General features: G+C 59.7%; 29 protein-coding genes, 1 tRNA gene and 1 pseudogene. 19 read left to right on the top strand and 12 right to left on the bottom strand.

Going from position 1 to position 26939, the window contains the following annotated elements; genetic code table 11:
- The 12 genes and pseudogenes from tuf to rplA form a co-directional block, all read left to right on the top strand.
- A pseudogene (tuf, locus tag KUV51_RS12380) lies at positions 1 to 273 on the top strand (elongation factor Tu); the annotation flags it as partial.
- A 226-nt stretch (positions 274 to 499) separates the two neighbouring features.
- Positions 500 to 1174, top strand: a complete 675-nt coding sequence (locus tag KUV51_RS12385; RefSeq protein WP_222521965.1) for a tetratricopeptide repeat protein — start codon at positions 500 to 502, stop codon at positions 1172 to 1174.
- Positions 1175 to 1263: 89 nt separating this feature from the next.
- Entirely contained in the window at positions 1264 to 1812 is a 549-nt protein-coding gene (locus KUV51_RS12390) for a hypothetical protein (RefSeq protein WP_222521966.1), read from the top strand.
- A 282-nt stretch (positions 1813 to 2094) separates the two neighbouring features.
- Positions 2095 to 2934, top strand: coding sequence for a MaoC family dehydratase N-terminal domain-containing protein (locus KUV51_RS12395; protein WP_261385834.1), 840 nt, complete (start codon positions 2095 to 2097; stop codon positions 2932 to 2934).
- Entirely contained in the window at positions 2931 to 4169 is a 1239-nt protein-coding gene (locus KUV51_RS12400) for a CoA transferase (protein ID WP_261385835.1), read from the top strand. The genes KUV51_RS12395 and KUV51_RS12400 overlap by 4 nt, the downstream gene beginning before the upstream one ends.
- Positions 4170 to 4218: 49 nt before the next feature.
- A tRNA-Trp gene (locus tag KUV51_RS12405) sits at positions 4219 to 4294 on the top strand.
- A gap of 712 nt (positions 4295 to 5006) precedes the next feature.
- The gene (locus KUV51_RS12410) at positions 5007 to 5690 is read left to right on the top strand and encodes a hypothetical protein (protein ID WP_222521967.1); all 684 of its coding nucleotides are present in this window, start codon (positions 5007 to 5009) and stop codon (positions 5688 to 5690) included.
- 100 nt (positions 5691 to 5790) lie between these two features.
- Positions 5791 to 5988: a preprotein translocase subunit SecE gene (gene secE / locus KUV51_RS12415; RefSeq protein ID WP_039689783.1), complete on the top strand. Its 198-nt coding sequence runs from the start codon at positions 5791 to 5793 to the stop codon at positions 5986 to 5988.
- A gap of 171 nt (positions 5989 to 6159) precedes the next feature.
- The gene (nusG, locus tag KUV51_RS12420) at positions 6160 to 6693 is read left to right on the top strand and encodes a transcription termination/antitermination protein NusG (RefSeq protein WP_039689781.1); all 534 of its coding nucleotides are present in this window, start codon (positions 6160 to 6162) and stop codon (positions 6691 to 6693) included.
- Between the two features lie 1021 nt (positions 6694 to 7714).
- Positions 7715 to 8893, top strand: a complete 1179-nt coding sequence (locus tag KUV51_RS12425; protein WP_222521968.1) for an OmpA family protein — start codon at positions 7715 to 7717, stop codon at positions 8891 to 8893.
- Positions 8894 to 9073: 180 nt separating this feature from the next.
- The gene (gene rplK, locus KUV51_RS12430) at positions 9074 to 9499 is read left to right on the top strand and encodes a 50S ribosomal protein L11 (protein WP_039689777.1); all 426 of its coding nucleotides are present in this window, start codon (positions 9074 to 9076) and stop codon (positions 9497 to 9499) included.
- 1 nt (position 9500) lies between these two features.
- Positions 9501 to 10199: a 50S ribosomal protein L1 gene (rplA, locus tag KUV51_RS12435; protein ID WP_222521969.1), complete on the top strand. Its 699-nt coding sequence runs from the start codon at positions 9501 to 9503 to the stop codon at positions 10197 to 10199.
- Between the two features lie 333 nt (positions 10200 to 10532).
- Here rplA and KUV51_RS12440 read toward each other — a convergent pair whose 3' ends face one another.
- The 11 genes from KUV51_RS12440 to KUV51_RS12490 all read right to left on the bottom strand — a co-directional run bounded on the left by KUV51_RS12440 (position 10533) and on the right by KUV51_RS12490 (position 19737).
- Positions 10533 to 11315, bottom strand: a complete 783-nt coding sequence (locus KUV51_RS12440) for a creatininase family protein (RefSeq protein ID WP_222521970.1) — start codon at positions 11313 to 11315, stop codon at positions 10533 to 10535.
- On the bottom strand, positions 11312 to 12232 hold the full coding sequence (locus tag KUV51_RS12445) for an isopenicillin N synthase family dioxygenase (protein ID WP_222521971.1): 921 nt from the start codon (positions 12230 to 12232) through the stop codon (positions 11312 to 11314). Before KUV51_RS12445 ends, KUV51_RS12440 begins: the two co-directional genes overlap by 4 nt.
- Entirely contained in the window at positions 12229 to 12825 is a 597-nt protein-coding gene (locus KUV51_RS12450) for an NAD(P)H-dependent oxidoreductase (protein ID WP_222521972.1), read from the bottom strand. The genes KUV51_RS12445 and KUV51_RS12450 overlap by 4 nt, the downstream gene beginning before the upstream one ends.
- Positions 12825 to 13436, bottom strand: coding sequence for an NAD(P)H-dependent oxidoreductase (locus KUV51_RS12455; protein ID WP_222521973.1), 612 nt, complete (start codon positions 13434 to 13436; stop codon positions 12825 to 12827). The genes KUV51_RS12450 and KUV51_RS12455 overlap by 1 nt, the downstream gene beginning before the upstream one ends.
- Positions 13433 to 14827, bottom strand: a complete 1395-nt coding sequence (locus KUV51_RS12460; RefSeq protein WP_222521974.1) for an FAD-binding oxidoreductase — start codon at positions 14825 to 14827, stop codon at positions 13433 to 13435. Before KUV51_RS12460 ends, KUV51_RS12455 begins: the two co-directional genes overlap by 4 nt.
- Positions 14824 to 16095, bottom strand: coding sequence for a cytosine deaminase (locus tag KUV51_RS12465; protein ID WP_222521975.1), 1272 nt, complete (start codon positions 16093 to 16095; stop codon positions 14824 to 14826). Before KUV51_RS12465 ends, KUV51_RS12460 begins: the two co-directional genes overlap by 4 nt.
- Positions 16095 to 16955 carry an ABC transporter permease gene (locus tag KUV51_RS12470; RefSeq protein ID WP_222521976.1) on the bottom strand — a complete coding sequence of 287 codons (861 nt, stop codon included), beginning with the start codon at positions 16953 to 16955 and terminating at the stop codon, positions 16095 to 16097. The genes KUV51_RS12465 and KUV51_RS12470 overlap by 1 nt, the downstream gene beginning before the upstream one ends.
- Entirely contained in the window at positions 16952 to 17734 is a 783-nt protein-coding gene (locus tag KUV51_RS12475; protein WP_222521977.1) for an ABC transporter ATP-binding protein, read from the bottom strand. The genes KUV51_RS12470 and KUV51_RS12475 overlap by 4 nt, the downstream gene beginning before the upstream one ends.
- 61 nt (positions 17735 to 17795) lie before the next feature.
- The gene (locus KUV51_RS12480) at positions 17796 to 18782 is read right to left on the bottom strand and encodes an ABC transporter substrate-binding protein (protein WP_222521978.1); all 987 of its coding nucleotides are present in this window, start codon (positions 18780 to 18782) and stop codon (positions 17796 to 17798) included.
- Positions 18783 to 18961: 179 nt separating this feature from the next.
- The gene (locus KUV51_RS12485) at positions 18962 to 19441 is read right to left on the bottom strand and encodes a protein tyrosine phosphatase family protein (RefSeq protein ID WP_222521979.1); all 480 of its coding nucleotides are present in this window, start codon (positions 19439 to 19441) and stop codon (positions 18962 to 18964) included.
- Positions 19438 to 19737 (bottom strand): DUF1272 domain-containing protein, encoded by a 300-nt coding sequence (locus tag KUV51_RS12490; protein ID WP_315898828.1) that lies wholly within the window; start codon positions 19735 to 19737, stop codon positions 19438 to 19440. Before KUV51_RS12490 ends, KUV51_RS12485 begins: the two co-directional genes overlap by 4 nt.
- 35 nt (positions 19738 to 19772) lie before the next feature.
- Between KUV51_RS12490 and KUV51_RS12495 the strand changes: the two genes are divergently transcribed.
- The 3 genes from KUV51_RS12495 to KUV51_RS12505 all read left to right on the top strand — a co-directional run bounded on the left by KUV51_RS12495 (position 19773) and on the right by KUV51_RS12505 (position 23058).
- Positions 19773 to 20777, top strand: coding sequence for a GlxA family transcriptional regulator (locus tag KUV51_RS12495; RefSeq protein ID WP_261385836.1), 1005 nt, complete (start codon positions 19773 to 19775; stop codon positions 20775 to 20777).
- Positions 20778 to 20921: 144 nt separating this feature from the next.
- A complete protein-coding gene (locus tag KUV51_RS12500) occupies positions 20922 to 21839 on the top strand; it encodes a lipid A-modifier LpxR family protein (RefSeq protein ID WP_222521980.1) in 918 nt (305 codons plus the stop codon).
- A 154-nt stretch (positions 21840 to 21993) separates the two neighbouring features.
- Positions 21994 to 23058, top strand: coding sequence for a Hint domain-containing protein (locus KUV51_RS12505; RefSeq protein ID WP_222521981.1), 1065 nt, complete (start codon positions 21994 to 21996; stop codon positions 23056 to 23058).
- A gap of 104 nt (positions 23059 to 23162) precedes the next feature.
- Here the strand turns inward: KUV51_RS12505 and KUV51_RS12510 are convergent, their stop codons facing one another.
- Positions 23163 to 23729, bottom strand: coding sequence for a TlpA disulfide reductase family protein (locus KUV51_RS12510; protein WP_222521982.1), 567 nt, complete (start codon positions 23727 to 23729; stop codon positions 23163 to 23165).
- Between the two features lie 24 nt (positions 23730 to 23753).
- On the opposite strand from KUV51_RS12510, the gene argH reads away from it, so the two are divergent.
- The 4 genes from argH (at position 23754) to KUV51_RS12530 (ending at position 26917) form a co-directional block, all read left to right on the top strand.
- Positions 23754 to 25145, top strand: coding sequence for an argininosuccinate lyase (argH, locus tag KUV51_RS12515; RefSeq protein WP_222521983.1), 1392 nt, complete (start codon positions 23754 to 23756; stop codon positions 25143 to 25145).
- Positions 25142 to 25318: a hypothetical protein gene (locus tag KUV51_RS12520; RefSeq protein ID WP_222521984.1), complete on the top strand. Its 177-nt coding sequence runs from the start codon at positions 25142 to 25144 to the stop codon at positions 25316 to 25318. Before argH ends, KUV51_RS12520 begins: the two co-directional genes overlap by 4 nt.
- Positions 25319 to 25321: 3 nt before the next feature.
- Positions 25322 to 25639: a DUF2834 domain-containing protein gene (locus KUV51_RS12525; RefSeq protein WP_222521985.1), complete on the top strand. Its 318-nt coding sequence runs from the start codon at positions 25322 to 25324 to the stop codon at positions 25637 to 25639.
- Between the two features lie 90 nt (positions 25640 to 25729).
- Positions 25730 to 26917, top strand: coding sequence for a sugar-transfer associated ATP-grasp domain-containing protein (locus KUV51_RS12530; RefSeq protein ID WP_222521986.1), 1188 nt, complete (start codon positions 25730 to 25732; stop codon positions 26915 to 26917).
- Positions 26918 to 26939 lie beyond the last annotated feature (22 nt).

The following is a 26939-nucleotide window of genomic DNA, read 5'->3' on the forward strand; positions in this document are numbered from 1 at the left end:
TTCGAGGCCGAAGCCTACATCCTGACCAAGGAAGAGGGTGGCCGTCACACGCCGTTCTTCGCGAACTACCGTCCGCAGTTCTACTTCCGTACGACGGACGTGACGGGCACGGTTCAGCTGAACGAAGGCACCGAGATGGTGATGCCGGGCGACAACGTGTCGTTTGGCGTCGAGCTGATCGCGCCGATCGCGATGGAAAACGGCCTGCGGTTTGCGATCCGTGAGGGTGGCCGGACCGTTGGTGCCGGCGTGGTGTCCAAGATCACTGAGTAACAGTTCGCGCTTACCGCGACCTGTGGACGGCATCTGTGGCAGTGCCTTTGCGCAGCAAAGGACACGAGATCAGAGCCGCAGCACCACGGTCGCAGATTGAGCACCCATCGTAAGACGGATCTCGATCCGAAACACGTTTCATTTAAAAGGCCGCGCCAATTGCGCGGCCTTTTTATTTGTTTGCGGATCTATCCTTGTTAGAATGAACCAAACCGGAGCGCAAAATTTGAAATCTCTTTTTCTTGGGACATTACTGGCCAATTTATTTCTGTTTCAAACGGCACTTGCGCGTCCAATTCTGTCGGACAGCCAAAAAAGTTACGCGGCCGTCTGCCTCGAGGAAGACGAATCCCCCGACCGTCTGATTGCGATCTGTGAAACGGCGCTTGCACGCGCGTCTGTGCTGAACGCGGATACGCGGGACATGCAGGTGTCGCTCGCGCGGGCCTATGACAATGACGGACAGCCGCAAACCGCGATCACCATCGTGGCGGATGTTCTTGAACATGATCCGAACCATGGCGCTGCGCTTAATGTGCTTGGTTGGGCACATTGGGGTTTGTCCGACTACGACGCGGCAATTGATGCGTTTGAACGTGCTCTGAACACGGGCGCGTCAGCGCAATCTTTTGCCGGTCTCGCCTCGTCCGGACGTTACATGGGCACGATTGAGGAAGACGAGTATGTCACTCTAATTGACACCGCGCTCGCAATATCACCCGATTACCTGTGGGCCCATCGTGAGAAAGCGTGGTTTTATATCGAAAGTGGTCGTCCGAATGAGGGCGAACAGATCCTGAAAGCGGCCCTGCAATACGATGATAAAGACCCCTGGACGCTCTATGCCCTTGGCGTGGCCTGTACGATCAGGGTGAATCAGGTGCTGCTCTTGCCCGGCTGAACCGAGCCATCGAAAGCGGGTATGCCCCGACCGAGGCTTATCTTTACCGGGCCAAGGCCAATCTCGACCTTGAAAACTATCGCCGCGCAATGGTCGATGCCGAACGCGTCGTGCAAGACTGGCCGGACACGTCTCACGGGTACGTCTGGAAAGCGCGCGCGCTGTCTGCGCTTGGATTGCGCTATGCGGGCCAGACCGTCTTGCGTGAGTTTCTGGCCAAGGGTCATGATGACGTTGCTGTCTACTGGCTGGCGGATTTGTTGTTTTATGGCGACGAGGACGAGGAAGCGGTTCGCGTTCTGCAGGCGAATTTCGAAAATGGGGACGCTGACTACTACGATCATGAATTCATGGCGATGATGATGTTGGACGCCGATGATTTTGCCACTGCACACACACATATCGACGCAGCACTGGCACTGGATCCCGAAGCCGTTTACCCGATATTCTACCGGTCGCTGATACTCGTGGCCGAGGGGGAATACGACACTGCGGAGGGCAAGTTTCTTGACGCGCTTCGCGGTGGCTTGCCCAGACATCGTATCGCCTTTTTCATCGGGGCGCTCACTGAACAGCGACAGATGGAACGCGCTGTTGAATTCCGAACCAAAGCCAACCTGGTCTCTGCCGGAGACTAACCCGACTGTGGAAGCGCTTTTGCGTTGCGCTGTGTCGTCGTAGGCCAGTCGACAGCAACGAAGTTGCGCCAAATGGCACGCGCGGCGAAACTTTTTCGCTTTTTCTTTCTCTCTTTCTGCATCTGCAAAGCCATCGCCAAAGTGGCTGAATTCCAAGGCTTCTCTTGGTGCTGCAGCTGCGAAATGGGCCGCAATGTATACGACGGTATTCAGCTAAGTTATTAAAATATATTGATTTTTTCTCGCGCTTGCGCACCTTAGGTTGCAGCGGGAGGACACGCGATGGATCAGATCAACACAGCGGCTTGGGTTGGAAAAAGCGCGTCAGACGTGGGTGGCATCGACATCTCAATGGCGGCCAAGCTTCACGCCACCATCGGTCGCTCGGACGAGACAGCGCCGCGCGGACGGGCACTGCTGCCACCTCTCTGGCACTGGGCGGCCTTCCCTCCGATCAGCCATGTCGATCATCTTGGCGTCGACGGTCATCCTGCGCCGGGCGCGCTTTTGCCGCCGCTTGGCTTGCCTCGCCGCATGTGGGCCGGCGGCGCGCTCAGCTTTCACGCGCCAATCCGCGTGGGTGACACACTCCATCGCCACACCGCCGTTCGGTCGGTTGAAACCAAGACCACTGGCACAGGACCCATGGCACTTGTGACGCTGGATCATACCGTGATCGGACCCCAGGGGCTCGCCATCGAGGAACGCCAGGACATTGTGTACCTGCCAATGCCCGAGCAATTCACGCCGCCCAAGAAACGCGCAATGCCGGCCGACACAGGCGAGCGCGTAGATGTATCTGCGGCAATGCTGTTCCGCTACTCATCCGTGACCTTCAATGCCCACCGCATCCATTACGATCTCGATTATGCGCGAAAGGTCGAGAAATATCCGGGCCTTGTCGTTCATGGTCCGCTCCAAGCCGCGCTGCTCATGCGTCACGCGGCAGAGCAAACCGGCCAAACCCCGATCTTTTTCGATTTCCGCGCGGTCCACCCGCTCTTTGCCGGAACACCAATCGACATCTGCACAACGGAAGATGACGGCGTGCTGTCGCTCTTTACCGGCCAGGATGGCTACCAGGGCATGCAGGCCACAGCAATGTTCGGAGGAACCCAATGACCGTACTCTCAGGAATGCGCGTGATCGAACACGCCGCCTTTGTCGCTGTCCCCCTTGCGGGCATGACCTTGGCTCAAATGGGTGCCACCGTTATCCGCGTCGACCGGTTGGGCGGCGGGCTGGATGCAGGGCGCTGGCCGCTCGCGCCGTCGGGCCAAAGTCTGTTTTGGGCGGGCATGAACAAGGGCAAGAAGTCAGTCGCGGTCGACACCCGCCATCCCGAAGGCCAGGCACTTGTGCAGCATCTGGTGGCTGCGCCCGGCGACGATGCGGGGCTGTTCCTGACAAACCTGCCTGCACGCGGCTGGCTCGACCATGAAACACTGCGTATCCTGCGCGACGATGTGGTCAGCGTTACCCTTATGGGCGACCGCCACGGGCGTCCGCAGGTGGATTACACCGTGAACCCTGCCCTCGGTATGCCGCATATGACAGGCCCCGAAGGATTCCGCGAGCCGGTTGCCCACGCGTTGCCCGCCTGGGATCTTATCGCGGGCAATATGTGCGTCTCCGCCCTGCTGGCCGCCGAGCGGCACAGGCTGCGCACAGGGCAAGGGCAAAACGTGCAACTGGCGCTCAAGGATGTCGCGGCAGCCACCATGGGTCACCTTGGGATGCTGGGCGACGCGACCTTGAACACTACGGACAGGACAAAGGCGGGCAACGCGCTCTACGGTGCGTACGGGCAGGACTTTGTTTGCGCCGACGGGCGGCGCATCATGGTTATCGGCCTGACTGACCGGCAGTGGCGGGGCCTGATCAAAGCAACCAGAACCGAAGATGCGATGCGCGCGATGGAACGCCGTTACGGTATCTCACTCGCGGATGAGGGCGAGCGTTGGCGCCGCCGGACCGAGATCACAGACATTCTGCGCCCATGGTTTGCCGCGCGCCGTGTGTCGGAATTCAGGACCGAATTTGATGCGGTGGGGCTGACTTGGTCCGAATTTCGCACTGTGCGCGAAGCGCTGGCCGACGACGCGGACCTAAGCAGCGACAACCCGATGTTCGATGTCCTGCACCAACCGGGGCTGGGCACATATCCGACGCCACGCCATCCTGCAACCTTCGGTGCGGTGGACCGGACCGCAGCGCAGGTGGCGCCGTCGCTGGGTGCTCATACCGAAGAGGTGCTAGGCGACGTCGCACGCCTGACAGACACTGAAATCGCGCATCTGTTTGATACGGGCATTGTGCAATCGGACACCTACAGCGCGACCCGCAGTGCAGCCTGATTTCGCCCTTGCAAAGCGTGGGGCTGGCGCGTAATTCATTCCGGCGTGAAGGGGTATAGCTCAGCTGGTAGAGCGACGGTCTCCAAAACCGTAGGTCGCGGGTTCGAACCCTGCTGCCCCTGCCACGCAGATCCTTGCAAACGCTTTGAATGTGAAACCCCAGAGGGATTGCAACGGGTGTTCCTGGTTCGAGGGCGGTTCCGTTTTCAGCACACTTTCCGCGTATCGTTGGCCCACTTCTGCAATTGCTTGCCTCATCCTTCCGCGTCAGTGCGGCTCATGCCGACTCGCTGAAACGCCGATTTGCCAAAGTGTTCATAGTGGTTCGAAGATACGTTCAGTCCTAATTCTGCGGGTCAGGCGATGTGCGCCGGTCCGCTCAGGATGTCGAACGCGCCTTGCGTGATGCGCGACACAAGAGCGGCCTTCGTCTACGCCAAGGCCCAGTGTATTATTGCAGCCATTGACCTCTGGCTGCGTCTCAATGGCGTCACGGCGTTCGCCTATCAGTAAAGCCGATGGAAAAGCATAAGCGACACTGTTCATTTGGTCAGATCTGATCATCTGTAGTGATTCATCAGATATTGCCGGTCGAGGCTGTACTTGGGAAATTCTCTTCGGCCAAGGTTCCGCATTGGGAAACAGTCCCACATTGCGATCGGTGACTGTCGTCTGATCTTACACAGTGCCATGTTTTCGCCACATCTCTGACACGGGTCGCTCTCATTCCGGCCGTAGCTTTGCCTCATCCGCATAGTGCGACCCGTATCAAACGCCCGATCTGCCCGGGCCCGGTAAAGACAGCCTCGAATTGTGACGGGGCAAGGAAGCTGCCAGATGAACTATACATTGATCCCCGGTCAGTCTCATGCCGCAAGTGAGGAAGAGACGATGTCGATGATCCGCTCGGTCTTGGCCGACGACGTCGATACGCCGGTCAAGCAACCCAGACCAGCGCCCGTCGTTCCAGCCCAAGCCTTTGTCGAAAGGACAAACGAAGCTGCCCCGCGCCGCCGCGCTGAGGATCTGCCGGAACTCGCGGACGCAGAGGATGTGCCCGCCGCCCCTCGCGCTCGCCTGATATCCCGCATGTCACTGCCCCGTCTGCGATCCGTGTCGACTCTTGCCGCACGCATCCGCAACTTCCAACCGACAACCCGCCATGTTGCCCTTGCTCTTTCGGCTCTGCTGATCGTTCTGCGCCCGCATTGGTTTGTCATCGGCGCGGTGCTCGGCCTTGTGATCGTGGCCGGGGCATTCCTTATGCTTGGATCCGACCGTATCTGGCGCGGCATACTTGCCTGGCTTGACCGGGTAGAGACACGCGATTCCGCCCGCGCCGCCGAACTGCGCGGCAAACTCGACAGATTTGCCTGTCTCTGGGACGGTGTGCTCGACATCTTTCCCGACGGGATGGTCGATAGCCTCTACATGCCCGATTTCCAGGCCATGCAGCAGGCGGACATCGACCACGAGCGGGTGGTCAACGATCGGCTGGACCGCATGGTGCAGGAAAGCTGAACACCATCCCCGACACGTGAACAAGGCGGGTGCAATCCCGCCTTGAATTCGTCCCGGCCTGCCGTTAAATGCGGTCCATCCGCAGTAAAGGACATGATCCATGGCCACCACCAACCCACTTCAGTTCATCCAGCAGGTCCGCTCGGAAGTCTCAAAAGTGGTGTGGCCAACCCGGCGCGAGGTTTTCCTGACCACGGTCATGGTGTTTATCCTGTCGGCGCTGACAGCTGTGTTCTTCGCCTTGGTCGACATCATCATCCGCTGGGGGCTTGAGACGGTTCTGACCACTTTCGGCTAAGGCTGGGCAGTGGGCCGGCCCCCTTGCACTTTGAAATGGTGCAGAGTATTTCACACACCTGATCTGACACAGGCGCGCGGCGATTCGAGCCCCGCGCCACTTTTTATTCCGGGCAGCGATTCACGCGGGTCGCGCCCAGACGAACCAAACGGGCGAGGGGCCAGAAAAGACATGGCAAAACGGTGGTATTCGGTCAGCGTTCTTTCGAACTTCGAAAAGAAAATCGCAGAGCAGATCCGCACCTCGGTCGAGGAAAACGGGCTTGAGGACCAGATCGACGAAGTGCTGGTCCCGACCGAAGAAGTGATCGAAGTCCGTCGCGGCAAGAAGGTCACGACCGAACGCCGTTTCATGCCGGGCTACGTACTGGTGCACATGGAAATGTCCGACCAGGGCTACCACCTGATCAACTCGATCAACCGCGTCACCGGTTTCCTGGGCCCGCAAGGACGCCCCATGCCCATGCGCGACGCCGAAGTGAACCAGATCCTGAACCGCGTTCAGGAAGGCGAAGAAGCACCCAAGCTGATGATCAGCTTCGAGGTCGGCGAAAAGGTCAAAGTCAACGACGGCCCTTTCGAAGACTTCGACGGCATGGTCGAGGAAGTCGACGAAGACAACCAGCGCCTCAAGGTGACCGTGTCCATCTTCGGCCGCGAAACGCCGGTCGAGCTGGAATACACACAGGTCACGAAACAGATCTGATATGGGTCAGGTTTCTTGACGAGAAAGGCGCACATTGGTGCGCTTTTTTGTTGCGCAATGCGGATCAGCTCTGTCGCGGCGTGATACAGCCACCATCTACACTCATCACTCAATTCGACTTTAGATTGAAAAAACCTGGCATCGGCTGTGGCATGGAAAACCTGCAAATCGGATCTGTCGCCGACCCTAGAGTGCGCGGCATCGGCGGCAGCCCTGAGCTGAAACCTCGATCCGGCGGAAATCGACCGATACGACTCTGGGTTGTTGAGCGCGGCCCATCTGGCTGCTATCCATCGAAATTGGAAACCCCAATCCAGGACGTGTCAACTATGATCACATGCCAGACCCCAATGCTTCACGCCTCAGGCGCAGTAGCCCGTTAAAGCGGTCTGACAGGTTTCCAATCTGAAGGCCGCCTCGTGAGCGGCCTTTTTTGTGTTTTCCTCATGCGGCGGCTTTCCATTTTCAATGGAGAGAACAATGCCAACCTTATCCCTTTACATCCCCCTCAGCCGGTCGCGTGGCGTAGTGCTGCGGCTTGCGGCCATCTTGGCTTCGCGCCCCGACCCAGCGCGTCCCGTTCCGCGCGGGCACGTGGATCTGCCCGCTTATCTGAAAAAGGACGTTGGTCTCCCGGCAGAGGTTGAACGCCCACCGCCTTTTCACCACGGGCTGTATTTTTAACTGCTCCGCGCCAGCGGGTCTGCTACCATTTTAAGAAATGGTGTTCCTTCTGTTTCGGGTGGGCACGGCAATGCTCACCCGAAATCCGTGAACGATCACCGGTCGCGGAGGCAAGTTTGATGCGGTAACGGTAAAATCCGCGCGAAGTGCAGCATGCGGTACTGTGGCGGGACCGGTCATGCCGCGCATCCCACTCGCCAAGCAAATCCCCAACTTATCCACAGAAACATCCACAACACCTGTTGACGAATGTGGCGGATTATCGCCTACTGGTTGATACAAGCACACCATGTAGATGTGCGCGCATAGGCCGAGCAGCGTATCTGGGGGATATTCTATGGCATTGAAGTATTTGAGGGACAGCCTTCCATGGCTGGTTCCATCCGCAGCAATTGTGTTCGCAGCATCCGGTTTTCTCGAGCTCGGAGGCACCGAAGAGGCGGCGGAACCGCAGCCTGTCGCCGCCGCCGTGCCGCAACCCGCACCTGTTGCGCCGCAGCCTGTATCGGCGCAGATCGTGGATACTGCTCTGCCAGCTGATCAAGAGGTCGTCGCCCGCCAGGTCTCGCCCGAAACATCCCTGACCGCCGTCGCACCGGTCGCGCCGCAAGCGCAGCCCGTAACAGCCGCAGCGCCGGCACCTGCGCCAAAGCCAGTGGCAACGCCTGCGCCACAGCGCACGGCGTCGCTCGCCGCCACACCCGTCGCGCCGTTCTTTGATACCAACACGTTTGGAGCAGGCGCGCAGCAGCAGTGCATCGACGATCTGCGCACCATGGCCGATCAGGCGCGCGTCTACTTTCCCAGTGGCGGTTTGACCGCGGACCAGGGCGGTATCGAACAGGGCCGCCTGCTGGGTCTGATTGCGCAGAACTGCCAGGGCGTTCAGATCCGGGTCGAGGGGCATTCGGACCCGTCGGGTGATCCGGCTGCCAACCTGCGTCTCAGCCAGGCCCGGGCCGAAGAGGTCATCAAACGCATCGGCGCCTCGGGCATCGACACGCGCATGTTCGTTGCGCAAGGCATGGGCGACCGGCAGCCGTCGGGCATCGTGGGCCCGGAACCTGCATCTTACTATGATCGCCGTGTCGAGTTCTCACTTGTGGAAGAGGTGACACGCGTCGCCGTCCGCGTTCCCACTGCGACACCCAAGCCATGGGCCAACGCCACATGCGTGACAGCGCTTCAGCAGGCCGTCGACAGTACCATGCTGTTCTATGCGCCGCGCTCGGTCTCTCTCGGCTCCAGCGACGTCGATACGGCGATGACCCTTGCCATGATGGCGATGGAATGCCCCCACGCGCGTCTGCGCGTGATCGGCCACCATGCCGGTGACGTCGGTTCGGGCGAGGGCGTGTCGACCGGGCTCCTGCGGGCCAAGGCGTTGATGGCGATGCTGGTGGGTAGAGGGGTAAATGCTGAAGAAATCATTATCGCAGCGCCCTCTCGTCCCCTGAACGACGCAGGCCTGCCAGGCAGCCGCGTCCGCTTCGACGTGATCCTCGAAGAGGGCTGACGATACGTCCCCGCGGGGACATTCCCCCTTGTGTTTTTGGCAGGAGCGCTGTAACCGGCGCTCCTGTTGCTTTTGCAACATTCCCCGTGGGAGGCGAGGGCATCGCGATGCCCAGACCACGACCACGTCAACATAGGCTTTGGAACGCGTTCCAAAGCTGTTTGAAAAGGAGATTGGCACATGGCCAAGAAACTTGCCGGCACCATGAAATTGCAGGTGCCCGCCGGTCAAGCAAACCCATCCCCGCCGGTTGGTCCGGCTCTGGGTCAGCGCGGCATCAATATCATGGAATTCTGCAAGGCGTTCAACGCCAAGACCGCAGACATGGAGCCCGGCGCGCCGTGCCCGACCGTGATCACCTACTACCAGGACAAATCCTTCGCCATGGATATCAAGACGCCGCCTGCGTCTTACTATCTGAAGAAAGCGGCCAAGGTGAAATCCGGCGCCAACAACCCCTCGCGTGAGACGGTTGGTACGGTGACGGCCGCGCAGGTGCGCGAGATTGCCGAAGCGAAGATGAAGGATCTGAACGCCAACGACATCGACGGCGCGATGCAGATCATCCTGGGCTCTGCCCGCTCCATGGGCATCGAGGTGAAGTAAGATGGCAAAGCTTGGAAAACGCACAAAAGCAGCCCGCGAAGCCTTCGCCGGGAAAGAGAACCTGACCGTCGAAGACGCGGTGAGCCTGATCAAGGCGAACGCCTCGGCCAAGTTCGACGAGACGGTTGAAATCTCGATGAACCTGGGCGTTGACCCTCGCCACGCGGACCAGATGGTGCGCGGCGTGGTTGGCCTGCCCAACGGCACCGGCAAGGACGTGCGCGTCGCCGTGTTTGCCCGCGGCCCCAAGGCCGAGGAAGCGCAAGCGGCGGGTGCGGACATCGTGGGCGCCGAGGACCTGATGGAAACCGTCCAGGGCGGCACCATCGAGTTCGACCGCTGCATCGCCACCCCCGACATGATGCCCATCGTGGGCCGTCTGGGTAAGGTGCTGGGCCCCCGCAACCTGATGCCGAACCCCAAGGTCGGCACCGTGACCATGGACGTCGCTGACGCCGTGAAAGCGGCCAAGGGCGGTGAAGTTCAGTTCAAGGCGGAGAAGGCCGGTGTGGTCCACGCAGGCGTGGGCAAGGCATCGTTCGACGAGGCCAAGCTGGTCGAAAACATCCGTGCATTCGTGGGTGCCGTGGCCAAGGCCAAGCCCGCAGGCGCGAAAGGCACCTATATGAAAAAGGTGTCGCTGAGCTCGACCATGGGTCCGGGCGTGAGCGTCGATGTGGAGAACGCCGTCACCGAATAATCAGGAACAAGTTCGAGAGAGTTTGGATGGCGCGTGCCCGAAGGGGTGCGCGCCATTTTCTGTTCCCGCGTAGACAGACCGTTTGGCACCGTCATCGTCTGGCCGAACGTCATCTGACAGCCAGTCAATGTAAGGTGCACTTTTGCGTTCGGATATCTGCGTTTCGCGCAGCGTCGAAACTCCGGCAACTTTGCATTCGCTTATCGCATCTCCGCAGGAGAAAAGCCTACGGCGAGGCTTAATTGGTGTGGGACGCGGACAACCGAGCTTGCGAGTTACTCCAACTCCGTCATCGGTGCTCCCGATGCGAGAGCGTTTGGGTCCGAGGCATCACTAGCGCATCGACGGCGCGTCGGGCACATGGGTATCCACCATACGGCGTGCGAGTTCGAGGCAGCCCCCTGCCTGATGCACCGCCAATGCGCGTCCTTTCTCGGCAGTCGCAAGATGCGCTTCGCCTACCACGCCGGTTTCGGACAGATCCGATGCGATCCAGCCATAGGATATGGGACCGATTGGCGGGATAGCCGACGTTTCCGCGCTGGATCGAAAGTCACGGGCGGCTGCCATATCAACTGTCTCGGGTCTGAAAGCCAGCATAAGCGACGTTTCCCTATCGCCGCCGTGAATCCCAAACATGTCCTCTTGTTCGCTGAATAGCCCCTCGGGTGCGCCGAACGATCCCCATTGGGCCTTGACCGCAAGCATCCCTGCCTGCACCCGCAACTCGCGGCTGAGAATCGAGATGAGGTCGAGGTTGCCGCCATGAGAATTGACGATCATCAGCTTTGTCAGACCGGCTCGCGCTACGGATAGGCCGATCTCGGTCCAGGCGCGCAGTGCCGTTTCTGCGGTCAACGTACAGGTTCCTGCGGCCCATAGGTGTTCGTTGGACTTGCCAACCGCTTGCACCGGTAGGATCAGCAGATCGAGGTCATCGGGGCAAGCTGCGCGAACGGCATCCAGCATCCCTTCGGCGATCAGGGTGTCCGTGCCGACGGGCAGGTGGGGGCCATGTTGTTCGATGGCTGCGGTGGGCAGAAGAACAATGGTTCGATCAGGGTTCCGCGCCTCGAATTCCGGCATTCGCAGGTCCGCCCAGTTGCGCGCGCTCATGCTTCTTCCTTCGGGGCGTAGGTTGCCGCAAGACGCGAGGCCAGATAGTCCGCCGCGCGGATCGGCGGGTACTTGGCTTCGCCCGTGCCTGGCAGCGCTTCGACCAGCGCATCGGGGTTGGCTTCGCAGAAGAATGCGACCGACCGACGTTGACGTTTTGGGGGCAGTACGCGATGCGGGGTAGAGACATAGATGTCGTTGGTCCAGCGCATCAGACAATCGCCGATATTGACGACATAAGCTCCCGGCACATGCGGCACATCCGTCCAGTCGCCCCCGCGCGGCTGCACCTGCAATCCGGGCTCGCCATCCGTCATCAACAGCGTGATTGCGCCATAATCCGTGTGCGCGCCCGCGCCAATCTCGTTGGCGGCACCACTGGCAGGCGGGTAGTGGAGCAGCCGCATGGCCGAAAGTGGCTCCGTGAACAGATCAGCAAAGTGGGTGGAGGGGAGCGCCAGATCCTCGGCCATGACACTCAGCAGCGCCGATGCCTGGACCTGACAGGCATCGTAGTAGGCCAGCATGGTGTCTGCGAAACCGGGAATATCGGGCCAGCGATTGACACCACGAAACGGCTCGTTCGCAAGCACGCGGGGATCATCAGGTGCCAGGTCATAGCCGATATTGAAGGTTTCCTTGCTGTCGACTTCGGGCCGGGTTTCGTCCAGCGACTCGTCCCCCGGCTTGGCCCAGCCGCGAAAGTGCGGGGTGTCGAGGATCGACAGCTTCGCCTTTTCCGCCCGTGGCTGGTTGAAGAACATGTCCGCCAGTCGGAAAACCTCGTCCCGCAGGTCTTGCGGCACTTGCGGGTTGGAGAGAAGAAAGAAACCGCTTTCGCGCACTGCTTGGCCCAGTTGTGCGGCAAAAGCAGCGCGATCGCTTTGCGCCTCCGACCAGTCGAGAACGGGGATCATGCTGTCAGCCTTTCCATACGTTCCGCCACCTTCCTCAGATAGCTTGCCCGCGATGTGTCTGTCGAGCTGTCCATCAGATAGTGCGCGGCAAAGACCGTGCGGCACCGTTTGGCGCAGATTGCGCGGAGGCCGCGCGTCAGCATCTTGCGTCCGGGTGCGCCGATCAGGGTGGTAAGCCACCATGATGCGCCGCAGGTCGTAAAGACACCCAACCGTTTGATATGCGTGAGGCCCGGCTGGATGTTGTCACCTTCGCCCTTGGGCATGATGAACGCGACACCGGGCAACAGCACCCGGTCAAGCCAGCCCTTGAGCATCGCTGGCAGACCGTACCACCATGTCGGATAGACGAAGATGAGCGCATCGGCCCATTGCACATCTGCCACGTCCTGCGCCACGGGGGCCGCGTTACAGGTTTCATCAAGGTAGCAGTCCAGCTCATGAGCCGTCAGCACGGGCATGAAATTCGACCGATATAGATCGCGGACCCGGTATTCGATTCCGACCTTGTCTAAATGGGTTGTCACCGTCTCCAGCACGGCGGCGTTGAAACTGTCCTCCTTGGGGTGGCAAAAAATGATGAGCGCACGCATCAGAATGTCCTTAACTGTTCTCCGACATGCTCCAGAAAACTGCGCCTTTTCGCATCCGTTGCCCGGTTCATGTCGTAAAGGGCAAGGTATTTGGTCGTCCTCGGCCTGCACACATGCCAGACCGCTCTGGTCACGCATTTGCGCGGCGGGTCACCGCACAGCATGGCCCTGACCCGCGTGCCGCCATAGGTGGTGACAGCCGCCAGCCGCCGGATGCGTGTCAGGTTCGGGACGACCTTGCCATCGTCCAACCGGAAAGACACGCCCGGTAAAAACACCCGGTCGAGAAAGCCCTTGAGCATCGCCGGGTAGCCAAAATTCCACACCGGAAAGACCATGATCAGCGCGTCCGCCGCACGCAGGCGGTCCACGTAGTCTTTCACGGGTTCGATGTTTTCCGGCACGTCGTGATAACCGCGCCGGTCCGCCTCCGACATGATCGGGTCAAAGCCTTCGGCATAAAGATCGCAATCATCCACGTCCCACCCGCGTCCCGTCAGTGTCTCGACCACTTGGTGATGCAGGGCAGCGTTGAAGCTGTCCGGCACCGGGTGGGCTGCCAACACCAGCGCGCGCTGCGGTTCGGCCGGGACTGTGGGTGCCGGTGTCATTCCGCCGCCTGTATCTTGGGGTAACTGTACATGCGGCTGAAATCCCACTCGGGATCGTCCCACGCGATCATCTTGCCGGGGTTCAAGAGGCCCTTGGGGTCCGCCTCCTGCTTGAACTTGAGTTGTCGGTCGTCGACCGTCTGTCGCCCGCCTTCCTCCAGCGTGTAGCGGTGCGGGTTGAAGACCATGGCGCCTGCGTCTTCGTGGATCTGTATGATCTCATCCAGCCGTTCCTCGGTCGTAAATTTGACAAGGGACAGCCCCGCAAACATCACCTTGCCGCCCTCTTTCAACACTTCAAGGTGGTGCAAAACCTCGGGCGACAGCGCATCGCGCATCTTTTCGATCAGGTGCAGTTGGTCAGGATAGCCAAAACGCACCTGCAAGTAGGTGATGGACGGGTCGACCTTGAGCGCGCGCAGCGTGGTGTGGTTCCAGCCGTATTCAAAGACTGTACCGGGCGCGCGGTCCCAGTCGTGGTCATCGCTGCGATAGATCAGGGTCAGGTCTGGGTTGCGGCCCAAAAGTGTCTGGAACCCGTCCATCGAATGTGGCGCGACCATCAGCCCGATCAGGGTATCGTCGGCCTCCACATGCGGGGCCACGCGCTGGAAATAGTCCTTGGCCACGGGCGCTTCGAACACGGTGGCAAGCTTGATCAGGATGCCGTCCTCGTTTGCAAGATCCTGGGCAAAGCGGGTGGCCGCCATGAAGTCCTTGGATGTCACGAACATCTCGACCCAGTCATAGGCCGGGGCGAGAGGCATCTCGATCTCGGTAATGATGCCGTTGGTGCCATAGGCGTGGCTGACGCGGGCCAGTTCCTCGCCCCTAAACTCAAGTATGCGCGGCTCTTCTTCCATCGTGACCACCCGCAGGCGGATGATGTTGCCCAGATCGCGCAAGCTGCCCCAGGTGCATGAGCCGACACCACCCGACCCACCAGCGATGAACCCACCAATGGTGGCCGTGGCCCACGTGGATGAGAACATGCGGATTTCCTGGCCTGAATGCTCTTTGCAGGCAGCGTCCAGGTCCTTGAGTAGACATCCTGGTTCGACAATCACGCGCCCCGGATGCACTTCCTTGACCTTGTCCATCCAGCGCAAGTGCATGACGCAGCCGCCCTCAAGCGGCATGGCCTGTCCATAGTTGCCGGTGCCAGCGCCTCGCGTGGTGACAGGGACATCGTGCTGATAGCAGACCTTCAGCACTTCAATCACTTCGGCCTCGTTCCGGGGGCGCACGACAAAATCGGCAACGACGTGATCCAGCCGCTCCTTCAGCACAGGAGAGTACCAAAAGAAATCACGCGAGGATGCGCGGATGCTTGTCTCTTTTTCTTCAATGTCGAGATGGGCCAGAGCGGCCTTGGCAGCGTCGAGGTTCATGATGTCTCCCACAGATGATCGAGGGTGGCGTAGTCGGGCTGGGTGCGGTCGATGGCGATACCGTTCCGCAGCACGATGCGGTCGGATTGGGGGCGGGCGTAAAGCTCGGTCCACTCCCGTGCATTGTAGATAACAAGGTCAGCAGGGTCGCCCGCATTCATCCCTTGTGCGGCAAAGCCGCAGGTGGCAACGGGCTGAGAGGTGAAGGACGTCACCCAGTCGGTTTCAGAATGGTCCAGATGTGCGATGCGCGTCGCCTGCCGCATCACCTCAAGCATATCCAGATCGCCATAGGCATAGAACGGATCCCGCGTGTTGTCCGAGGCGAAGCTGACAGGGATGCCGCGTGCCTTCATCTCATGCACCAACGTCACACCACGCCCGCGCGGGGTGCGGGCCGTGCCAGCGGGCGTGCGGTCCTGAAGGTAAAGGTTGCACATCGGCAGGCTGACCACATGCAACCCGGCCTTCGCGACCAGATCCAGCGTGTCCATCGCGCGTGTTTCGTTCTGTGTGGACAGCGAACAGCAATGGCCGACAACGATGCGCCCTTCGAAGCCGACCTCCAGCGCGACCTCGGCGATCAGGCGCAAGGTTTCCGACGACGCATCCATAGTCTCGTCCACATGGAAATCCGCATCCAGCCCGCGCGCTGTGGCGAGGCGAAAGAAGCCCTCCAACCGCGCGCGCAGGTCCGGTACGGGATAAGTCACCATGCCAAGCGTCCCACCATGTTCCGCCACCAGATCTGCAGTCACCTTGAAATCGCCGTCTTCTGAAAACCCGTCGCAGCCGATCAGGCAGACACCCTGTAAATCAATCCTGCCAGCCCACGTCTCACGCAACTCGGAAAACACGGGCCACGTGATCTGTGGCTGCGGAGGGATACTGTCGAGATGGGTGCGTACTGCCCGCGTGCCGTGGGCGTAGGCGCATTTCAGGCCGAACTCCATCCGCGCGCGTAAATCATCAGCGGTCCAGTGGGCATGATCCTCGCGCACCATGGTCAGCGCGCCCATGAACGAGCCGTCAGGGTTCGACGCCCGCGGCCAGATGTGCCCCTTGTCCAGATGCGCGTGCATGTCGGTGAAACAGGGAAGAACCATCGCCCGCGCCATATCCACGCGCTGGCCTGGGGCATCGGCAATCTTTCCGTCCGCAATGTGCAGTTCAGTGGTGGTGAGGTCTCCGTCCTGCCCGACGAGGCAGGCCGGAACAGTGACATTGGCAAGGGTTATGTGTCCGCTGGGCAGAGCGCGAAAGTCCATCAAGTCTCCCGTTTGATGGCGCTTTCGTGCCACTTGCGCAGCAACATATGCGACAGAAGCGACAGGGCCGCAAAGATGAAAACCCCCATGGCCGCAACGATGGCAAGGGCCGCAAACATCCGCGCGATGTTCAGTCGGTAGCCTGCCTCCTGAATGCGGAAGGCCAAACCGGTGCCCACGCCACCCGTTCCGGCAACCAGTTCGGCGACCACCGCCCCGATCAGCGACAGCCCACCGGCAATCTTGAGACCGCCAAGGAAGTAAGGCAGGGCGGAGGGCAATTGCAGCATCCACAGGCGCTGCCAACGGGTGGCGCCATAGATGCGGAACAGATCGCGCAGGTTGTGGTCGACAGAGTTGAGACCAAGGGTCGTAGAGCTTAGCACCGGAAAGAACGCGACGATCCAGGCACACATCAGCATGCCCACTGTTTTGCTTTCCACATAGATGAAGATCAGCGGCGCAATGGCCACGACCGGGGTTACCTGCAGGATCACCGCATAGGGGTACAGTGACAGCTCAACCATCCGGTTCTGATTAAACAGGATGGCGAGGCCCGCACCGCCGACAACAGCAATGGCAAGCGCCATCAAGGTGATGCGCCCGGTGAGCAGGGCACTGTCCCACAGGATCTCCCAGTCTCCTGTCAGGCTGCCCCAGACGCGCGCCGGGCTAGGTAGGATGAAATGGGGGATGTCGTTCCACACGACGATGCGATCCCAGATCCAGATCATCAGTGCCATGACCAGAAGCGGCAGCAGCCAGCGCGCGGTCTTTTCGATCCGCCGCGCACGGGCACGGCGCGCTTCCTCGGCATCAACGGTTGGGGCTGCGGGTTGGTTCAGTTCGGTCACGCTCATGCCGCGGCCTCCATCGCCTGTTCAAGCGCTTGAGACGCGGCGCGGCAGTGCGCGACATATTCGGAGGAGGTTCGGAACACCTCTCCACGCGGATAGGGCTCGTCGACGTGCAATTCCTCGATCACACGGCCGGGGCGGGCGGCCATAACGACAATGCGGTCCGACAGGAACACGCTTTCAAAAACAGAGTGCGTCACAAAGATCACGGTGCAGCCGATGCGGGCCTGCATATCCAGCAGATCGTTGTTCAGCTTGAAGCGCGTGATCTCGTCCAGCGCCGCAAAGGGTTCGTCCATCAGGATGAGCTTGGGCTGCGTGACCATGGCGCGGGCAATCGACACGCGCATCTTCATGCCGCCAGATAATTCACGGGGGTAGGCGCTCTGAAACTTCTCCAGCCCCACCAGCTTCAACGCCTCCAGGATCTCATCTTTGACGGAGGCGTATGTTTTGCTTTCCAGCCGGAAGGGCAAGTACACGTTCTGCGCAACAGTCGCCCATGGCATGAGGGTCGGTTCCTGAAACACCACTCCCAGATCCCCTTGCGCGCGAGGCTGGGACCATTCGATGCGGCCCGAGGTCGGCTCAGACAAGCCCGCAATCAAGCGCAGAGCCGTGGACTTGCCGCAGCCGGACGGGCCCAGAAGTGAAATGAAATCACCCTCGCGCACGGTCAGTGACATGGCGCGCAACGCCTGCACGTTGCCTGGAAACACCTTGTCCACGGTGTCCACGCGCATCAATTCCGGCCGCATGTCAAAAGGGGCGATCAGTGCCATCCGCTACTCCTGCCAAAAACCGGGCGGAACCGCCCGGCTTTCCCTCATACTGTCAGCCAGTTCAGGGCTTGATGTCGATACCGACCTTCTTGTTGGTAAAGTCGAGCGTATAGGCCGCCTTCCAATCCAGATCGTCGGAGATCACGCCAGCATCGACCATTTTCTGGTAGAAATCACCAATCACCTCGTCCGACATGGCACCGATGCCCAGCTCAAGCGTCTTGCCGCTGTCCACGATACCCTCGTCGCGCATCATGTTCTTGGCAAATTCGATCTTGTCCTGGGTCATGTCGGCATTGGCCTCAAGGATCAGCGCATCGGCAGCCGCGCTGTCGCCGTAGAGGTAGTTGTACCAGCCGGTCAGGGACGCATCGACAAAGCATTCCACCTGGTCCGGGTTCTCGTCGATCGTCGCCTGCATCACTTCGATGGTCGTGGCGTAAGAGGAATAGCCGTTGTCGGCGATCAGGAAGACGTTGGGTTTGAAGCCTGCCTCTTTCTCAACCAGGTAGGGCTCGGACGAGAGATACCCCTGCATGGCCGTGTCCGTGTTGGCGATGAAGGGCGCCGGGTTAAAGGTGTAGGGTTGGCGCTGATCTGCGGTGAAACCATGCTCGGCAATCATCCACTGGTAATAGCTGGTGTAGCCATTGTCCCCGATCAGCAGGGTCTTGTCCTTCAGGTCCTCCCAGCTTTCGACATCTGGGTGTGCCACGATCACCTGCGGGTGTTTCTGGAAGATGGCGGCCACTGCAACGACCGGAATGTCTTCGGCCACGGCGTTGAACGCCTGCAGCATGTCACCACCCATGTGGTACTGGATGCGATCCGCCAGCAGCAGGGCGCGGTTGTTCACTTGCGGGCCGCCTGACACGATGGTCACGTCCAAACCACATGCGGCATATGTGCCGTCGGCTACCGATTGATAAAACCCGCCATGCTCTGCCTGAGCTAGCCAGTTCGTTCCGAACGTGACGGGTGTCAGCTCCTGTGCCATCCCGGACATCGGTGTCGCGGCAAGCGTTGCGGCAATTGCAAATCTGTACATCAAAGACATCTCCCCTGTGTTTTTTAACATCACATGACGCTGGAGAATGACTTTCGATTGTTCGAAAGAAAGCCGTGATCGCAAAAGTCGGGCCATGCTGCTGCGCAATCGGTGGGATATCGCCTAAAAATGTGGCAAATCTGCTCGAAGGCGGTCAATTTGGGCTTCGTTCGTTCCCGTCAGTAGTCTTCGCCCGCGTAGCGATTGGGTTGTCCACATGCCGCAGGGTCGTCGATAAATGCCGCCCAATCACTGCCTGGACGCCAGATGCTCTCCATATTCTTAAATGCGGCTTCCCTGGACAGCCCGGACTCCGCGGCCGCGTAGCGATAAAAGAACGCGCTGACCCGTGCATTGTAGATGCAGTGCACATGCATCAATGTGTTTCTGTTGGCATCAATGGCGTGGCGGAAGGCTTCGAAGTCAGCGTCAGTCGGGGCATCGAACTCTACGGGGATATAGATGTACTTCATGCCCAAGCCGCCCACTGTGCCCGCCTCGTCTTCCAGTGCGCCAGCATTATGGTGCGGGCCCAGATTGACAATGTGGGTGACGCCAAGTGCTCGGATGTCGGCAAGTTGCCCTTCGGTTGGTTGTCCGGAGGTTGTCAGGCGCGCATTCAGACGACGCCAATTCAGGATATGGGTCAGCTCGCTCATTGGTTTCTATGTCCGTGACCGGTGGTGGGCGCGCACGCCGTGTGAGATTTGATCACGCGCTCAGTCGATGCGGGATGCTTTGCGAGGCAGGCCATGGGCCGGATGGGGCGCGGTACGAAATTGCCGCCGCAATTGGGGCAGATGCCGTTCAATCTGGTCTCGACGCAATTGGCGCAAAACGTACATTCATAACTGCATATCCGTGCCTCCGAGGTATCAGGCGGAAGGTCCTTGTTGCAGCACTCACAATTCGGTTTCAGGGCCAACATCGGGGTCGTCTCCATGTTCGTAGGCATAGACTACCTCATCTGCGGGTGGCAGAAATGACAATATGACCTCAAAATCTGCCAAGTCCTGTATTACATCCGAAATGCCACGTGTCGTTGTTTTTGTCGTTTATGATGGCATTGTTCTGCTGGATCTTGCGGGCCCCTTGCAGGTTTTTTCCCGCGCGGTCGACCCGTCGACCGGCGCGTTTGGCTATGAATGCCTTGTGGCTTCGGTCACCGGTGAGTCAATCGAAACGAATACGGTTCTCTCGATACCGACTGTAACAATAGCAAGCCTCGAAGAACACAATATAGACACGTTGATCATTGTCGGCGGAGACGGTGCAATTCGCGGTATGCGCGATGCTGAATTGGTCGGCGCGTTTGGAAGGCTGGCCAGCCGGGCGCGGCGCGTTTGTTCCGTTTGCTCGGGCGCGTTGATCCTCGCGGCGACCGGCCTTCTGGATGGGCGGCGTGCTGTCACGCATTGGGACGACTGTGCAATGCTGGCGGCTGAGTTTCCGGCTGTGAACGTAGAAATGGATCCGATTTTCATCAAGGACGGTCACATATGGACATCCGCAGGGATCACGGCTGGCATCGATATGTCGCTTGCCATCGCTGCCGAAGACTTTGGACGGGCAGCCGCCTTTTCCGTCGCGCGCGCGATGGTCGCTCAAATGGTGCGCTCGGGAGGGCAATCGCAGTTCAGTCCCGCCCTCAGCCGTCAGTTGCGAGACGGGGCAGGGCAGTTCGAAAAACTGCATGATTGGATTGCCAACAATTTGCGCCGGGACCTGACCGTCGAAGTGCTTGCCGCCCAAGCGAACATGAGCGCGCGCAACTTTGCCCGTGTTTATGCCAAGGTCATGGGTGTAACGCCAGCCAGAGCCGTTGCAGCGATGCGGGTCGAAAAGGCGCAAGGTCTACTGGAATCCAGCCAACAAAGCGTCAAACAGATCGCTGTTTCCTGCGGGTTTGGGGATGAGGATCGGATGCGACGTGCGTTCGTTGGGACATTGGGTGTGTCACCATCCGCGTATCGCGCGAATTTCAACGTACCCTGACGCCAGGGCAGTTGCGACGTCCGCAGAAAGTTGGCTCAGTAGCGTGTCAAGTTTCTCGACTGTGGCGGATCAGCACTAGGCAAATCACCGCCGATTAGGGTATTCGAAATTTGCCCGGGGGGGCACTTTTGTCGGGATGCCCTGATGATCAAATATTTGACCGCCGCGCTTTGCGCGACGATCGTCCTCTCGGGTGTTGCGGATGCGCAGGACCGTAAGCGCCTCGGCTACGGTCGTCTGATCACCAACGACTTCTTTGGCGATGGTGAAGATCGTTGGCGCACGGGCGGTTTCCAATCCTCTCGCATTTGGGGTCCCACCTGGCAGGGAAGAGCACCGGAAGGATTTGGCCAACTGCTTGAACTCCGCCTGGCGGCTGAAATCCTTGCGCCAGATGATATTCGTACCCCCGCACCAGGCGATCGCCCCTATGCAGGTGCCTTGTCTGCCGGGTTGCACACGCATTTCGTGCGTGGACTGATGGAATACTCGGTTGGCGGCGATATTGTCTTTCTCGGGCCTCAGACCAAGCTGGACGAATTTCAGGACGCTTTTCACGACACGTTCAACATCGTGCGCCCCTCGGATGCCGTGCGCAATGCACAGATTGGCAACGATATTGTCCCGAATGTCGTATTGGAAGCCGGGCGCAGCATTGCCGTAGGTGGAGCCTCGACGTTGCGGCCGTTTGTCGAAGCCCGCGCGGGGGTCGAGACAATGGTACGCGCAGGTGTTGATTTCACCTATGGCAGTCTCGGCCACGGTGACCTGTTGATCCGGGACAGTGTGAGCGGTCAGCGGTACCGTGCGGTTGAAGGCGAGTGGAGCGGCTACAGCTTTGTTCTTGGCGCCGATATCGCGCGCGTCTCGGACAGCAAACTACTGCCATCCGATCGCGGCGTGACGGCCGAAGACGTTCGTGAACGTGTACGCGCTGGTGTTATGTGGCGGAGCGAGACAGGGATAACCGGTTTCTACGGGCTGACCTACTTGGGCGAAGAGTTCGAAGGCCAGGACGAGGGACAAATCGTAGGCGCAGTCCGTTGGCGTGTGCCGTTCTAGCTTACGTTGAGTGTGTCTACGTCAAGTGGATATTTGACTTACCTGATGTTCAGCACGCAACACACTGGAATCTGACACAAAACCGGGCTTCACAGACGGAAATTCCGCTGTTAACGTACGGTTAATAAAAAAAGACAAGGCAGGCATACAGGCAATGGAAACGGGCTTTCGTGGCACGTTTGTCATCTCCTGGTCGCAAACAGAAGTGGACGGTCTCGAGGCCGCACCATTGCCGTCATTGGCGGTTGGGGCAGCATGGGCATGGCGTGGGGACGCTGTGCGTGTGGATGGTCCGCAAGATGTATTGCGCTTGGACAGGGCGAACGGAGAAGACGTCATCCGGCGGCGTGCGGCACGGATGGTGCACAGGCTGGTTGGAGCGGCACTGGACAATACCCCACTCAAATCCGAGGCTGCGGAGCCGGACGCGTTGATGTCCGATAGCAATTTCGTCGTGACCGATGGGGCCAAAAGCTACACTGTGACGGTTATCGAAGTTGGGCGCGGCGCCCCGCCGCTTTTGATGTTTTTGGATGACATTCCGCCACGCAAGACGGACTTGTGGGTGGTCCATCATACCATCAACACAGCGCAGGGTGATCCCTCTCCGGACGGATCGGGCGGTGTGATCTGCTTTACCCCTGGGACGTGGATAGATACGCCGGACGGGCCGCGGCTCATTGAGGAGCTGCGCGAGGGTGACAAAGTCCAGACACAGGATAACGGAGCACAGGAAATTCTGTGGGTAGGCAGCCGTCGTATGACGGGCGCGCGGCTCTTTGCCCTGCCACGTTTGCGGCCTATTCGGATCGCAACCGGTGCGTTGGGCGTGGAGCGGCCGGATCAAGAATTGCTCGTCTCACCCGAGCACCGGATGTTGGTGAAGGGTGACATCGCTCGCGATCTGTTCAATACGCCAGAGGTACTGGTGGCCGCCAAGGATCTGGTCAATGGCTCCACCATTTCCGTCGATCTCAAGGCCCGTTCCGTAACATATGTGCATCTGCTGTTACCACGCCATGAGGTCTTGCGGGCCAACGGTGTCGAGACGGAGAGCTTCCATCCTGCAAACACGGCGCTGTCGATGCTGAATGACGGTGATCGGGCGCGGTTGGTGTCGGCGATGCCAAATCTTGAATATGATCCGCATACCTATGGCAGCTATGCGCGACGAAACCTGAGCGCAAGCGAGGCCGCGATCCTGAATCACGCAGCCTGAGCGAACGAACACGTTGTCCGGCACCATCTTCCATGGAGGTGGCTCCGGGTGCGGTGTCTCCCAAACTGGTCGAATGAACTTGGGTTAAGTGAGCCGGGCTCTCTTCAGCTACTTTCCGCCCCGATCAGGGTCGCAATGATGGCTTTCGCGCTGTCCGAGGACCAGTCTGCATCGCCACGCAGGCGGGCAATCTCGCGGCCTTCCGGATCGATGATTACGGTGATGGGTAGGCCGAACACGCCCATTTGCGCTGCCAGCTTCTGTTTCGGATCTTGATGGCGCGGCAGGTTTGTGGCGTTGATCTCGTTCAGGAACTTCACGATGGCCGCAGGGTTGTTGCGGCCAGTCGCAATTGTCACCACTTCAAAGTCATCGCCACCAAACTCGGTCTGCAATTCGGACAGCATCGGCATCTCGTGCCGACACGGCGCGCACCAAGTGGCCCAGAAGTTCACGAGGATGTGCTTGCCTTCGTAGTCGGCCAGCGACCCCTGACCTGCACCATCGGCCAGATCGAAGGATTGGTTCGAAACAGCCTCGGGCGTGCTGTGGAAGATCAATTTCTTCATGTCGCCCTCGCGCAGCGCCTCTGCCGCCGATGTGTCGGCCAGGGCGGGAATTGCGCCCACGCTCAGGGCCATGTAGAGGGCTGCGGTAACAAGCTTTTTCATCATCTTCCTCAAGGTGGCACGTTCATGTCCGACAAGACCGCAAATCAGATGTGGGGGGGCCGTTTTGCAGCAGGTCCCGATGCGATCATGGAGGCAATTAATGCCTCGATCGGGTTTGACCAGCGCATGGCGTCCCAGGACATCGCGGGCTCGCGGGCCCATGCCGCCATGTTGGGCGCCACCGGCATTCTGAGTGATAAGGATGTCGAAGCGATCCGGGAAGGGCTGCTCACGGTCTTGTCAGAAATCGACGCAGGCACGTTCCAGTTTTCGACAGCACTTGAAGACATCCACATGAATGTGGAGGCGCGGCTGAAAGAGGTCATTGGCGAGCCTGCGGGGCGGCTGCACACAGGTCGATCCCGGAACGACCAGGTGGCGACCGATTTCAAGCTGTGGGTGCGTGACCAATTTGATGCCGCCGAAGGTGCCCTGTTGTCGCTGATCGCTGCCCTGCTGGATCAGGCAGAGGCGGGGGCCGATTGGGTCATGCCAGGCTTTACCCATTTGCAGACCGCGCAACCGGTGACATGGGGCCATCACATGATGGCCTATGTTGAGATGTTCGGGCGCGATTTGTCCCGAGTGCGCGATGCGCGGGCACGGATGAACGAAAGCCCGCTTGGGGCGGCCGCACTGGCGGGCACGTCCTTCCCGATTGATCGGCAGATGACGGCAGAGGCGTTGGGCTTTGATCGGCCTGCCGCCAATTCGCTGGATGCGGTGAGCGACCGCGACTTTGCACTGGAGTTTCTGAGCACGGCGAGCATATGTGCCATGCACCTCAGCCGCTTTGCAGAAGAGCTGGTGATCTGGTCTTCAGCGCAGTTCCGTTTTGTCACGCTGTCCGACCGCTTCTCGACCGGCTCGTCCATCATGCCGCAGAAAAAGAACCCCGATGCGGCGGAACTGATCCGGGCCAAGGTCGGCCGCATCTTTGGCGCGAACGCGGGCCTGATGATGGTGATGAAGGGGCTGCCGCTGACTTATTCCAAGGATATGCAGGAAGACAAAGAACAGGTCTTTGATGCGGCCGACAACTGGATGTTGGCGCTGGCTGCGATGGACGGGATGGTGCGGGACATGACCGCTAACCGTGAAAGCCTCGCTGCAGCGGCAGGGTCTGGGTTCTCGACCGCGACGGATCTCGCCGACTGGCTGGTGCGGGTGTTGGGCTTGCCGTTCCGCGACGCTCATCATATCACCGGTAGCCTCGTTGCGCTTGCCGAAGCCGAGGGCTGCGACTTGCCCGACCTGACGCTGGATCAGATGAAAACCGCCCACAAGGGCATCACCGAAGATGTCTTTACCGTTTTGTCCGTGGAAAATTCCGTCGCATCGCGTACAAGTTACGGGGGCACCGCGCCCACACAGGTGCGTGCGCAGGTGACCCGGTGGAGAGAGGTGATCGCATGATCCGCATCCTTTGTGTGCTGTCATTGCTGTTTGTTGCCGCCTGTGGGGCGGACGGAGAGCCCGTGCAACCACATGGCGGTGTGAGCATTGGGGTCGGTTCAAACGGCTTGAGCGCTGGCGGCACAGTGGGCGTGCGGCGCGGGCCACTGTCCGTCGGCGTGAGCCTGTTCTGATCCATGGCCCCGGTGCGAATGATCTATCTCGCCTTGGCCATATGGGGTGCGGTGCACCCAATGTACTATTTCATTGCGTGGTTCCAAGCGAACACCTGGGACATCATGGCCATGGTCGATGCATGGCACGTCAATGCCGCCACAAGTGGCCTGGTCTGGGATCTGACCATTGCGGCTCTTGCCCTGACTGTCTGGATCGTTTCCGAGGTCGCGGTGCGGCGCAATTGGTTGGCGTTGATCGCCATTCCAGCCACTTTTTGCATTGGCGTCAGTTGCGGATTGCCACTCTACCTGTTTCTGCGATCCCGGCCCGTTCGATAAAATCTGATCTTTTCCGGCCCTAATTTCGCCCAAATCCTCGGTATTGTTTCGTTTGCAGGTACAATGCGTTCGAGCAGAGGAACAGATTTTATGGAGCAGACAGCCCCCAAGGCCCTTTTGGCGGCCCCGGCGAACCCCATTCCACCCGCCCCACAGATGATTGTTGATGTGGCCCGCACCCACGGTGTCAGCCCGTTCCGTCAAATGCGTGAAATGTGGACGCTGCGCCGCGGCCAAAGCCGGATGCGCGCGGATGAATATCACACGTCAGGCGTATATGATCCTGAGCTGTCGATGGACGAAAAGAAGGCATTCGTAGGCGAGTTGGGCAGCTTCAATTTGAACAACCGCCTGTCGCCGCTGGACCTGACGCCGATGCGCGCGTTCATCCGCGACAAGGCAATGTATGCTGCACTTCTGGAACGGCTTGGAGCGCGAACCACGCATACTCAGGCTGTCGTGCATCCAAATCGGGCGTGCGGCAATATCCCCGTGTTGCGTGACCCTCAGTCGGTCGTGGCCTTCTTGCAGAACGATGCGAACTACCCGCTTTTTGGTAAGCCATGCGAAGGCTCAAAAAGTGTAGGTTCCGCTCTGATCACGGGGCTTGAAGGTGACATGCTGCGCCTGGGCAACGGCCGTGAGGTTGATCTGGAAGGCTTCGCGCATGAGCTGGTCGAGGACTATCCCGAAGGATTCATCCTGCAATCCGCCGTGCAGCAGCATCCCGATATGACGGCTATTACTGGCCCTGCGGTCGGTACCTTGCGCGTGGTCACGCTGCGCGATGAAAACGGACCAAAAGTGCTGTATTCGCTCTGGAAGCTGCCCTCGCCCTCGGCCATGTCCGACAATTTCTGGCAAGCGGGGTCCATGGTGGCTCAGGTCGGCGACGACGGCATTGTCAGCCGCTGCAAACGCGGCACTGGTCTGGCCGCCGAATGGATCGACACGCACCCGGTCAGCGGGCAACCCATCGTCGGCGCGCAGATCCCGCACTGGGACGCCGTGCAGAAGCTGGCCATGGACAACCACATGCTGTTCCCGGATTTCGGCGTGTTCGGTTGGGACATCGCAATCGATGCGGATGGCCCGCTGGTCATTGAGTGCAACGCCAACCCGTTCCACATGCTTTATCAGCTGGCGACGGGCGAAGGCGTATTGAACGCACGCCATATGCCGGAGTTCGATGCTGCCATCGCATGTTCCGAAGCGATCAAATCCAAGCGCATCGAAACGGAAAAAGCGCGCAAAAAGGCGGGCGATCTGCCGCGCTAAGCAATTGAAGCCGGGCGCCTGC

The sequence above is a fragment of the Tateyamaria omphalii genome (assembly GCF_019802125.1).
In the GTDB taxonomy this organism is placed as follows: Bacteria; Pseudomonadota; Alphaproteobacteria; order Rhodobacterales; family Rhodobacteraceae; genus Tateyamaria; species Tateyamaria omphalii_B.